At 72.0% G+C, this 10,979-nt stretch carries 11 protein-coding genes; 4 read left to right on the top strand and 7 right to left on the bottom strand.

Annotation, left to right across the window (positions count from 1 at the left end; all coding sequences use genetic code 11):
* The first annotated feature begins 211 nt into the window (after positions 1-211).
* The 3 genes from ACZ4MF_RS08535 to ACZ4MF_RS08525 all read left to right on the top strand — a co-directional run bounded on the left by ACZ4MF_RS08535 (position 212) and on the right by ACZ4MF_RS08525 (position 2,813).
* The gene (locus ACZ4MF_RS08535) at positions 212-1,432 is read left to right on the top strand and encodes a S53 family peptidase (RefSeq protein WP_467491040.1); all 1,221 of its coding nucleotides are present in this window, start codon (positions 212-214) and stop codon (positions 1,430-1,432) included.
* 729 nt (positions 1,433-2,161) lie between these two features.
* Complete coding sequence (locus tag ACZ4MF_RS08530; RefSeq protein ID WP_467491038.1) at positions 2,162-2,527, top strand: VOC family protein; 366 nt, start codon at positions 2,162-2,164, stop codon at positions 2,525-2,527.
* A gap of 16 nt (positions 2,528-2,543) precedes the next feature.
* On the top strand, positions 2,544-2,813 hold the full coding sequence (locus ACZ4MF_RS08525) for a DUF1905 domain-containing protein (RefSeq protein WP_467491036.1): 270 nt from the start codon (positions 2,544-2,546) through the stop codon (positions 2,811-2,813).
* 396 nt (positions 2,814-3,209) lie between these two features.
* Here the strand turns inward: ACZ4MF_RS08525 and ACZ4MF_RS08520 are convergent, their stop codons facing one another.
* Positions 3,210-3,431 carry a hypothetical protein gene (locus tag ACZ4MF_RS08520; protein WP_467491034.1) on the bottom strand — a complete coding sequence of 74 codons (222 nt, stop codon included), beginning with the start codon at positions 3,429-3,431 and terminating at the stop codon, positions 3,210-3,212.
* Positions 3,432-4,115: 684 nt separating this feature from the next.
* Here ACZ4MF_RS08520 and ACZ4MF_RS08515 point away from each other — a divergent pair.
* Positions 4,116-4,754: a hypothetical protein gene (locus ACZ4MF_RS08515; RefSeq protein WP_467491032.1), complete on the top strand. Its 639-nt coding sequence runs from the start codon at positions 4,116-4,118 to the stop codon at positions 4,752-4,754.
* A 41-nt stretch (positions 4,755-4,795) separates the two neighbouring features.
* On the opposite strand, the gene ACZ4MF_RS08510 is transcribed toward ACZ4MF_RS08515, so the two are convergent.
* The 6 genes from ACZ4MF_RS08510 to ACZ4MF_RS08485 all read right to left on the bottom strand — a co-directional run bounded on the left by ACZ4MF_RS08510 (position 4,796) and on the right by ACZ4MF_RS08485 (position 10,958).
* Positions 4,796-5,233, bottom strand: coding sequence for a hypothetical protein (locus ACZ4MF_RS08510; RefSeq protein ID WP_467491030.1), 438 nt, complete (start codon positions 5,231-5,233; stop codon positions 4,796-4,798).
* 189 nt (positions 5,234-5,422) lie between these two features.
* Positions 5,423-7,753: a heavy metal translocating P-type ATPase gene (locus ACZ4MF_RS08505; RefSeq protein WP_467491028.1), complete on the bottom strand. Its 2,331-nt coding sequence runs from the start codon at positions 7,751-7,753 to the stop codon at positions 5,423-5,425.
* A gap of 133 nt (positions 7,754-7,886) precedes the next feature.
* A complete protein-coding gene (locus ACZ4MF_RS08500) occupies positions 7,887-8,099 on the bottom strand; it encodes a ferredoxin (RefSeq protein ID WP_467491026.1) in 213 nt (70 codons plus the stop codon).
* Positions 8,096-9,427: an NADH-ubiquinone oxidoreductase-F iron-sulfur binding region domain-containing protein gene (locus ACZ4MF_RS08495; RefSeq protein WP_467491024.1), complete on the bottom strand. Its 1,332-nt coding sequence runs from the start codon at positions 9,425-9,427 to the stop codon at positions 8,096-8,098. The genes ACZ4MF_RS08500 and ACZ4MF_RS08495 overlap by 4 nt, the downstream gene beginning before the upstream one ends.
* Positions 9,424-10,110: a ferric reductase-like transmembrane domain-containing protein gene (locus tag ACZ4MF_RS08490; protein ID WP_467491022.1), complete on the bottom strand. Its 687-nt coding sequence runs from the start codon at positions 10,108-10,110 to the stop codon at positions 9,424-9,426. Before ACZ4MF_RS08490 ends, ACZ4MF_RS08495 begins: the two co-directional genes overlap by 4 nt.
* On the bottom strand, positions 10,107-10,958 hold the full coding sequence (locus tag ACZ4MF_RS08485; protein WP_467491568.1) for an FAD:protein FMN transferase: 852 nt from the start codon (positions 10,956-10,958) through the stop codon (positions 10,107-10,109). The genes ACZ4MF_RS08490 and ACZ4MF_RS08485 overlap by 4 nt, the downstream gene beginning before the upstream one ends.
* Positions 10,959-10,979 lie beyond the last annotated feature (21 nt).

The following is a 10,979-nucleotide window of genomic DNA, read 5'->3' as shown; positions in this document are numbered from 1 at the left end:
TGAGGTCGGCTCCAGCCCATGACTTATTCATGAACGGCACATGCACGTCACGGAAAAGGCAAAGGAACGTCCCAGGTTCAACATCCGTCTTGTTGACGCGGCCCCGCCATCCGTACGTTCTGCGCCACCACGGCGCGACACCCCGCGCCGTGGTGGCACCGCGCACCCCCCACAGCCCTTCTCGGTACACCCACCATGTGGAGGACGTACGTTGCGCAGAACCGTTTCCCTCACCGCCGTGGCCACGCTCGCCACGGCCGCCCTCGCCCTGGCCGCCCCTGTCGGCCAGGCGGCCCAGGCCACCGCCTCCCCGTCCCACGGCGTCTCCGTCGCCCGCGCCTGCGCGACTCCGACGACGAAGGACCAGATGGCCTGCAACGCCCTTCAGGTCACCGCGGGCACCCCCGCCTCGGCGCACGCCGAGAGCGCCCTGACGGCCGCCGCCGCTCCCTCCGGCTACGGCCCCGCCTCGCTCCAGTCGGCCTACAACCTGCCCTCCGCCACGGGCGGTTCGGGCCAGACAGTGGCCATCGTCGACGCCTACGACGACCCCAGCGCCGAGTCCGACCTCGCCGTCTACCGCTCCCAGTACGGCCTGTCCGCCTGCACCACGGCGAACGGCTGCTTCAAGAAGGTGGACCAGAGCGGCGGCACCAAGTACCCGCGCGGCAACTCCGGCTGGGCCGAGGAGATCTCCCTCGACCTCGACATGGTCAGCGCGGCCTGCCCCAACTGCAAGATCCTCCTGGTGGAGGCCGGTTCGGCGAGCATGACCAACCTGGGCACGGCCGTGAACACCGCCGTCAGGCTGGGCGCCAAGTTCGTCTCCAACAGCTACGGCGGCTCCGAGTCCTCCAGCGACGCGTCGTACGACTCCACCTACTTCAACCACCCGGGCGTCGCCATCACCGTCTCCTCGGGAGACGGCGGCTACGGCGTCGAGTACCCGGCGGCCTCCACGTACGTGACGGCAGTGGGCGGTACGTCCCTCAAGACGGCCTCCAACACCCGCGGCTGGACCGACACGGTGTGGAGCGGGGCGGGCTCCGGCTGCTCCGCCTACGACGCCAAGCCCAGCTGGCAGAAGGACTCCGGCTGCGCGAACCGCACCGTCGCGGACGTCTCGGCGGTCGCCGACCCCAACACCGGCGTCGCGGTGTACGACACCTACGGCCAGGGCAGCGGCTGGATGGTCTTCGGCGGCACCAGCGCCGCCTCCCCGCTGATCGCCGCGGTCTACGCGCTGGCCGGCACCCCGTCCTCCGGCTCCTCCCCGTCGTCCTTCCCCTACGCCCACACCACCGCCCTGAACGACGTCACCAGCGGCTCCAACGGCAGCTGCGGCGGCTCCTACCTCTGCACCGGCACCACCGGCTACGACGGCCCGTCCGGACTCGGCACACCGAACGGCACCGCCGCCTTCACCGGCTGAACATCCCCGGGGGACGGGCAGCCACCACGGAGGGCCGTAGCCACTGTGCCGCGGCCCTCCCGGCCCCGCACCACCGGGTCGGAGCCGGCGCCACCGCCGGCTCGGCCACACGTCGGCCTGCCGGTTGCGGAGCAGGCCGGCCGGAGAACGCAGCACGGCCCCGGACGCGGAGTCCGAGGCCGGGCAGCACGCCTCCCCGGGGAGAAACCCCCGGGAGGCGCCGTCGTCGGCCGGTTCGGCGGTCGCCCAGAGGCGCCGCTGTGTGCTGCCGTCCGGGCTCGTTGATGTCAGCCGTGGAGGTCAGAAGTCGCCCGGTGAGTGTCGGCTGGAGTGGTGAGGCGTCGGAGCCTTCCAGCAGTTCTTTCAACGCGGCCAGGTCCTTGACGTTTGCCCGCCGCACAGCTGCAGCCATCGTCGGAGCGCTCACTTTCGCAAGGCCGGATGGCTCGCCGCGGTTGCGTGGCGTCATCCGGGTACGGACAGCGTCGGGCGACGAAGTCGAGCTTCGAGCCCACGGCGAGCGGCGGTGAGGTCTGCCCGGTCTCGACACCGCCGAGTGAGCCTCGGACGCAAGCCGGCCACCACTTCCCGTGGCTGCGCTCAACACCTCGCGTGACAGCCGCGGACGCCGCTCCCGAGGGTCGCCGCATCCCCTCTTCACGGCCGGCGATGAGTTACCCCGCCTGCCTCCGTCTTACCTGGTGAAGACCAAGGAAGCGGAGGCATGGGATGAGCAGGTCCACTCACATCACACAGGTGGCCACGGTCGGGATCCGCGTCACCGATCAGCGCAAGGCGACCGAGTTCTACGTCGGTGAGCTCGGCTTCGAAGTACGCCGGGACGTGCCCTTCGGTGACGGGCGCTGGATCGAGGTCGCGCCGCCCGGGGCGACGACGACTGTCGCGCTCGTTCCCGAAGGGGTCCCGACCGGCATCCGTCTTACGACCCGGGATGCCGACGCCGATCACGCGGACCTGCGCGCACGCGGCGTCGATGCGGACGCGCAGGTCTTGCGGATGGGGCCCGCGGTGCCGCCGATGTTCGCCGTGCGTGACCCGGACGGCAACAGCCTCATCCTCATCGAAAGCTCCTGAACAGGCGGTATCCGTGATGGACAAGCAGTTCACCGCGACCCTGCAGAAGAGCCCGAACAAGGGCGGCTGGACCTACGTCGTATGGCCGGGGTCGGCAGAGTTCTTCGGCACCCGCGGCCTGGTGAAGGTCCGGGGCACGATCGACGGTCATCCGTTCCAAAGTTCGTTCATGGCCCTGGGGGACGGCACGCACAAGCTGCCTGTGAAGGCGGACGTGCGCAAGGCGATCGGCAAGGAGGCAGGGGACACCGTGACCGTCCGCCTGGAGGAGCGGGTGGACGTCTGACGTCCGGAACGTTTGCCCTGTCGCGATGTGGCGCGCTGTCCGGCGGTGAAGGGTGCTGAACAAGACGGAAACTGAGACCGCCTCACTTCTCACCGCGGCACAGGAGATGTCCCCGGCCAGTTGCCGGAGCCACCATCGTTGGCGGAGCTAGGCTGCCTTGGGCCGCCCTGCCCGCATGCCCGGGGCGGGCTCCTGCGCGTTCTCAAGCGGCAAGGTCTCGTCTTCCCCGAAATCAGGGGCCTGGAAGGGGTTGGTCGCCGGAGGCGGCGATGCTGCAGTGGAGCAGCGGGGTTGCCCTTCCAGGGCGGAGAACAGCGATGTCAGTTCGATGAGAGGACTCTCTTTCGTTACAGGCCCCTGAAGGGTCCTGGTGTGCCGTGACCGGGCACAGCGGTCCTACAGCTTGGTCATCTTGGCGTACGGGCTCAGAATCCGCATTTGCGCCGAGCCGAAATCCACGAGCGCCGCGACCCCGTCCTCGATGCCGATCACTCGACCGAGGCCGTACATGTCGTGCGTGACCTGGTCGCCCAAGGCGAAGTGCTTGGGAACCGGTGTCACCGGGGCTTTGAAGGGGCTGGTGGGCAGATGACGCTTCGGCGCAGCAGGCTTTGTCATGACTCAGTATGCGCCCACGTCCATCCCGTTCGCTGTGGCCTTCGGCACAGATCCGGACGGGAACGACCGCTTCATGCCGCATGGACCGGCTGCTCAGGAAGAGGCGCCCCGATCGTGGGCGCCCGCCCGCGTGGATGTCGGAAGTGGATGTCAAAGGCCACCTGCGGAGATCCGTAGGTGGCCTTTTCCCTTGTGCCCCCGGCAGGATTCGAACCTGCGACACCCGCTTGAGGAGTTTTCTCTGGGCGGGGCTGTGGCCTGCGGAAACGTCGACTGCAGCGTGTCTGGCCTGCTAAAACACCCCTCCGTGGTTCTCGCGAGTTCACGGGGTTTCCCGGCCTCATGTGTGCTGGATGCGTTCTGGCCGGAGGCCGGCCGGGCCTGTGCGCCGGACTGCTGCTCGAACTCATCGACCTCGACGAGCGGAGCTACCCGGTCATTCGATCGACCACTGTTACAGGTGAAGCTCTCGGGCAAGCGCGACGCGCGGTGAGCGCATGCCCGGCGCTGGCGCTGGCGCTGTGCCTGGATCGGGCAACGGACCGGCAGCCGCCCCCCGGGGGCGTGATCCAGTTCTTAACCGCACGTCAGTCATACTTCTGCCCGCTCCAGCGCACGGCGCGGGAGTAGCGAGAGCACTGCCATCCGGGCCGGGCGGGGCCTGATCACCAGGAGGACGGACGAGTGACTGTGATCGGCGGCAGGACACCGGTGGACGGCACGTTCGAGCGGACCAGCACGACGCCCGGCGGGCCGGAGGGGAACGAGCGGCTGACCGCCGCGACCGGCGCGGTGCTGCTGGTCCTGTTCGCCGTCGAGGGCGTCACCATCCTCTTCCTCGGGCAACTCCTCACGCTGCACTTCTTCGTCGGACTGTTGCTGACCGGCCCGGTCTGCCTCAAGATCGGATCGACCGGCTACCGGTTCTACCGCTACTACACGGGATCGCCCGCGTACCGCCGTAAGGGGCCGCCGGCACCGCTGTTGCGCGTGCTCGGCCCGCTGGTCGTCGCCACGAGCATCGCCGTCCTCGGCACGGGAGTGGCGCTGGCCCTGCTCGGCCCGGGCACCGGCCCGGTTCCGGTGCTCCTGCTGCACAAAGCCAGCTTCGTCTGCTGGGTCGCCGTCATGACCGTGCACGTCCTCGCCTACGTATGGCGCCTGCCGAGCCTGGTCGGCGCCGACCTGCGCCGCCGTCCGGCACGCCACGGGATCGCCGCCCCGTGGCGTGCCGGACGCTGGTCGCTGTTGGTGGTGGCGCTGGGCGGGGGTCTGGTCGTCGCGCTCGCCGGAGTCCACCTGGTCTCCGGCTGGAGCAGATAGCGCGGCCGCGCCGGCGAACCGACAGTGCGTCAGGTAGGTGTTCAGACGTCGGTGGACCCGCGCGCCATCGAGTCCACGAGACCCGACAGCCCCAGGACCACCACGACTGCCTCGACGAACATAGAGGCCAGCCCCAGCGGTTCCAGCCAGTTGCCGATGTCGTCCATGGCCCCTGGGAGACCGACGCTGCGGTTGACCACGTAACCGAGGAGTACGGCTGCGGCGAGCACGGTCGCGGCCAGCCAGGCCCGGCGGTCATGGCGCCGCATCAGATACTCCGCCACCGCCACGCTCGCGACGATGAGCAGGATGTACGCGGCTCCAAGGTAAGGGGTCTCCTTGAGCTTGCCGGGCAGGTCGAGCAAGTGGATCAGGGCGATGCCCAGGAGGCCGAGTGCCGTTACCGCGCGTCTCGCGGGTTCGTCCTGGCGGCTGGGCTCGATGGCCCGGGACGCGTCGACTTCGGTGCGAATCGCCATGGCCGACGTCCTTCCTTCGTGGGGGATTGGTTACCGAACGCTGTGGTCCAGGCGGTGCCGCGTGCGGGCACATCGTCCCGGGCGGGGGCTGATGCGGCAAGGCCGAAAATCTGTCATGTACGCCGCGATTCCAGGCGGTGGTGAGCCGGACGGCCGCTCGCTTGTCGGTAGTCCCTCTGGTGCTGTTCTTCACGGAGCGAGGGAGAAGTAGTTCTCCTCTTCCTGGGTGAAGTGCAGGCGCAGGACGGTGTTGAGGCCGTAGAGGCAGGAGCGCAGGTCGTCGAGTTGTTCGGGGGCCAGGCCACCGTCGGCGCGGGCCAGTTGCAGGTGGGTGGCGATGCGGCGGGAGAGGCGTTCGATCTCGGTGTGGGCGCGGCTCATGGTGGCGGTGGCCTCGGGACCGCCGAGCGTCGGCGCGAGGGCTGGGTAGAGCTCGTGTTCCTCGGCGTACTCGTGGGGCAGCAGCCGCTCGCTCAGCAGCCGGTGTGTCTCCTCCACGGCCGCCAGTGCCGTTGGGCCGGAGCTGTCGGAGAGGCGGTCGGCTGCGTCGCGTACGGAGTCGAGGACGTCCTGGAGGTCGTCGTGTTCGGCGGCGAAGCGGTGGATGAGGGCCTCGGCGGCGGGGGTGAGGACCGGTCGCGCGGCTTGGTCGACGCGCAGCGCGCGCAGGGCGTTGAGGATGACGACGACGTCGATCCCCTCCTGGAGCAGGGCGCCGGCGGCAGGCGGGAGGAGACCGGCCGCGGCGGCGGCCATGGCGGCCAGGGACATGAGCATGCCGCCGAGGGCGCTTTGTACGGCGATGTGCCGGGCGCGTTGGGCGATGGTGACGGCGTCGGCGAGGCGGTCGACGCGGTCGGTGGTCAGGACGATGTCGGCGGCTTCGGAGGAGGCGGTGGAGCCGCGGGCGCCCATGGCGACGCCGATGTCGGCGGCGGCGAGGGCGGGGGCGTCGTTGACGCCGTCGCCGACCATCACGGTGACGGCGTGCTCGCGTTCGGCGCGTACGGCGGCGACCTTGTCGGCCGGGGAGAGTTCGGCGCGGACGTCGTCCAGGCCGAGGACGGCGGCGACCTCGTGGGCGGGTGCGGCGCGGTCGCCGGTGAGCATCAGCAGCCGTTCGATGCCTGCCGCACGCAGGTGGCGCAGGGTGCGCGGGGCGTCGTGGCGCAGGGGGTCGCGCAGGAGTACGGCGCCGGTCAGATGTCCGTCGACGGTGAGCCAGGCGACGGCCGCGCCGTCGAGAAGGGCGCGGGTGTCGACCGCCTTCGCCCAGTCCGGCCGGGCGGTCACGGCCCCCATGCGGCCGATTGAGATCTGGTGCCCGTCCACGACGCCGGTGGCGCCCCGGCCCGGCTCCTCGGTTACGTCCGTCGGGACCGAGAGCGTCAGTCCGCGTTCCCGGGCGGTGTCGACGATGGCCTGGGCGAGGACGTGCGGCGAGTACTGGTCGAGCGAGGCCGCCAGGCGGAGGACTTCGGTGGGCTTGACGTCGGGCGCGGCGATCACGTCGAGGACGCGGGGACGGCCGCGGGTGAGGGTGCCGGTCTTGTCCAGCAGCAGGGTTCGGGCGCGGCCGAGGTTCTCCAGCGCGCCGCCGTCGCGGATGACCACGCCGATGCGGGAGGCGCGGGAGAGGCCGGAGACGATCGCGACCGGGGCGGCCAGCAGCAGCGGACAGGGGGTGGCGACCACCAGCACGGCGACCGCGCGCACGGCGGAACCGCTGGTCAGCCAGGCCAGTCCGGCCACCGCGAGCGACAGCGGCAGGAACCACGCCGCGTACCGGTCGGCCAGCCGTACCACTGGCGCGGACTCGGCGCCGGCCTGTCGGGCCAGCCGTACGATCCCGGCATAGGTGCTGTTCTGCTCGGTGGCGGTGGCACGTAGTTCGAAGGCGCCTCCGGCGTTGACCACTCCGCTGCGCACCAGCTCGTCGCGGGCCCGCTCGACCTGGAGGGACTCCCCGGTGAGTACCGACTCGTCGAGGACGGCGGCGGCGTTCTCCACCCGGCCGTCGACGGGAACGACCTCACCGGGGCCGACGACGAGCAGGTCACCGATGGCGACCTCGGCCAGCGGCACCGTGGTCACCCCGGCGTCGGTGCGGCGGCGCGCGGAGCGCGGTGCGTGTTCGAGCAGGGCGTGCAGGTCGTGGGAGGCGCGGCGCTGGGCCGCGGCTTCGAGGGTGCGGCCGGTGGCGAGCATCAGCGCGATCAGCGCACCGGCCAGGTATTCGTGGACGGCCAGGGTGCCGCCCAGCGCGAGGACGGCGATCAGGTCGACACCCGCATGTCCGTGCCGCAATGAGGCAAGCACCCATCCCACCGCGGGGAGCACGGCGGCCAGGGTGCCCAGGGCCCAGAGGAGGTCGGCGAGGTTGGCGGCCCCCGTGAGCCAGGCGATGCCGCCGGCCGTCAGGGCCGCCGCGGTGACGGCCAGGAGAGCGGGTTCGAGCCGTGACGACACGACCGCTGCGGTCAGGCGGCGCAGCTGGGCGGTGAACGTGCGGTGGGTCATGACATACCTCGGTCCGTCCTGCGCGGCGATCATGGGCCGGTCCCCCCTCCAGCACATCGCGCCACCGGGTGTTGGCGGGAGAGGACGTCCGGCCCTGTTTCAGGGCCATGCAGATGGTGCTTGCGTGTGCTGGTCATGGCCTGCGCCGGTCGGTATGGAGGGCCAGGCGGGGGCAGGCGGCGACGGCTCGACGGGCGTGGCTGCGCAACTCGTCGGGCACAGCCCGTCCTCTCAGAATGGGGTAGCCCCATTCGTCGAGGTCGATCAGCTCGGGCAGGAGTTCGGCGCACAGGCCCTGGCCGGTGCAGGCGATGCGGTTGACGCGCAGGCTTCGGTTGCTGGTCATCGCCAGGTCTCCGGGGGTGTTGCGGGTGGTATGGGGATGCGGGGTGGCTGGTCGGTGGCGAGGCAGGGGCCGTGGACGAGGTGGTGGTCAACGTCGTCGGCGAAGGCGCGCAGGGCCGAGGCCGCGAGACGGGCGGCCCCGTCCGGGTGGCGGCAGGCTCCACGATCGGGGAGCAGACCGGTGCGGTGGCGCAGCCGGGCCAGCAGTCCGGGGTCGGCTCGTCCGGCGGCCAGGGCGGTGAAGTCCTCGGCCACGGCGGGCAGCCCGAGCCGGCAGGGGCCGCACTGGCGGGCGCTGTGGGCGGCCAGGTAGGCGAGCATCCGGGCCGTCTCGCTCAGCCCGCAGTCCGCTCGGGGCAGCGCGACGAGGACCCCGGCGCCGGGTGCGGCACCCAGCGGGGCGAGGTCGCGCCGGGCGAGGGGGGTGTCCAGGTGCGCTGTCGGGAGCCAGGTGCCGGCGAAACCGCCGAGCAGGACCGCCCGAAGGGGTTCGGTGGGTCCTCCGGCTCGCTTGAGGAGCGTGGTGATCGGTGTGCCGAGCGCCGCCTCCAGGACACCCTGGGCGGCGACGGCACCGGAGACGGTGACGAGTGTGGTGCCGGGCTCGTCCGGAGTGCCCGCCTGCCGGTACCAGCCGGGTCCGTAGCGGGCGATGAGGGCCAGGTGAGCGAGGGTCTCGGCGTTGTTCACGAGCGTGGGGCGCCGGTCGACGCCGCGCTCGTGGGTGCGCGGCGGGCTGCCCTGTGGCCGGGCCGGGCCCCCGTTGAGCCAGCGCACCAAGGAGGTCGACTCGCTGGAGACGTAGGTGTGCGGAAGGGCGTGCAGACGCAGCCGGACCCGGTCGAGGCGGGTGCGTCGGCGCTCGTCCAGGGCCGCGCTCAATTGCCGGTACTGGCTGGCGCGGTCGCGGGGCAGGCACACGTGAACGGTGTCCGCACCGACCGCGGCCGCGGCCAGTACGGCACCGTCGAGCACGAGGTGGGGTGCGACGGCGATGAGGAACTGGTCCTTGCGGCTGGCCGGTTCGCTCTCCATGGCGTTGACGACGACCACGGCGCGACCACGGCGTTCTGCCACGGCGCGCAGCTTGCGGGCGGTGGGGAAGCCCGCACCGCCCCGCCCGGTGAGCCGGGCCGCCTCGACGGCCTCCACCAGCGGCATCGACCCACGGCCGCCGAGCGCGGCAGTAGGGGGTGGCCCGTAGCGCGTCAGGTGGTCGTTCAGGGTGGCCGGTCGCCCGGTGGCGTACCAGTCCGCCAGCAGCCGGGCCTCGCCGGGAGCCGCTGACAGGTGGAGGCGCGTGAAAGGCGCCGTGGCCGGGGAGCTCACCGTCCACCTCCCAGGGTGATCGTCGTGCCGGCCGCGCGCTGGGCCCAGCCCGGCTGCAACGGGCCGGTCGCGAGGAACGCGCCGAGCACGACCGGTACGGCGATCGCAGCCGTGGCGGCCAGCAGGCGCCCGGTGATACGGCCCGGGCCGGCCTTGGCCAGCCGCCACCACACAGCTGCCAGCACCACGCCGAGGCATCCGGCGTGAAGCCACAGCTGGAGGGACAGCCGGGTGTCGGTACCGGTGCCGACGCCGTGGAAGAGGGCGAGCGGCCACGCCGCGTACGCCAGCCAGTGCACGGCCTTCCAGCGACGCACGCCCAGGCGCTGTCGCAGGGCGCTGGTGACGAGCACCGCGAGCAGCAGGTCGAGTGCGGCCGTGCCCAGGCCGAGCCAGAGCGGTCGGTACGACGCGCCGAACGGCACCACGGCCACCGCCCACCCCAGGTGGACGAACGGGTCGAGTACGGCCGTCACCACGTGCGTGGTGAGGAACGCCAGCGTGAGCAGGGACAGGTTGCGGTGCAGCAGGCCGATCTCGAACCGGCCGACGCGGCGGGGTGCGGCGCGCCCGCCGGCGGCGATGCCGAGTGCCACGGTGGCGGTGAGCAGGACCAGGGCGAGGGTGCCGCTCGCGCGGCTGGCGTACCACAGGGGGCTGCCCGTGAGGGCCAGGGTCGTCATCGCGGACCTCCTGGAGCGGGAGCGTCGGAGTCGGGGGGCCAGCCGCAGAGCCGTACGACGTAGCCGTCGAGGTCGACCAGTCGGGCGGGCAGCCCGGTGCCGCACAGCCAGTCGACGGCCCGTTCGCCCAGCACGATCGCCGCCGTACTGGCGGTGTTGGCGTCCACGCACGTGGCCGCGGCGACGGTGACCGTGCGCCAGACGGGGGTGGCCGGTTGGCCGGTGGCCGGGTCGACGATGTGGTGCAGGGTGCGCCCCGCGCGCCGCCAGGTGCGCACGCGGATGCCGGAGGTCGCCAGTGCGCAGCCGGTGATCGCGACGGCGGGACCGTGGTCCGCGGCGGGCCGGGCGTGGTCATCGGCCAGAGCGATCCGCCAGCCGTCTTCGGGTGCCGGTCCGGCCGTCGCCAGGTCGCCGCCGAGACTGACGAGGACGCCGCAGTCGGTGGCCGCGGCGGCGTTGCGGGCGGCGCGGTCGGCGGCGAGGGCCTTGGCGGTCGCGCCCAGGTCGAGGTGGGTGTGCGGGGGCAGGAGCAGCCGTCGGGTGTGCGGGTCGAAATCGATCCGGCGCCATCCGGGCACGGGCCTGGGCGGTGGCACGGGGCGGACGTCGTCGGGGCGTAGGGAGGCGAAGGTGCGGTCGTAGCCGAGCGCGACGATCGCGTGGCCGACCGTCGGGTCCACCGCGCCGTCGGTGAGCTGTGCGGCCCGCAGCGCGACGTAGAGGGCCTCGGCGAAGCCTTCGCTGACCGTCGTCGCGGTGCCCGCGGTGAGGTTGACCCGGGTCAGTTCGGAGTCGGTGCGGAAGCGGCTGCAGGTGCGGTCCATGGCGGCCAGCTCGGCGCGCAGGATCGCTTCCGCGGCGGGCAG

The organism is Streptomyces sp. NPDC025793, from assembly GCF_055558375.1.
The sequence above is the reverse complement of the archived record's forward strand: the minus strand, read 5'-3'. Positions and strand labels throughout refer to the sequence as shown.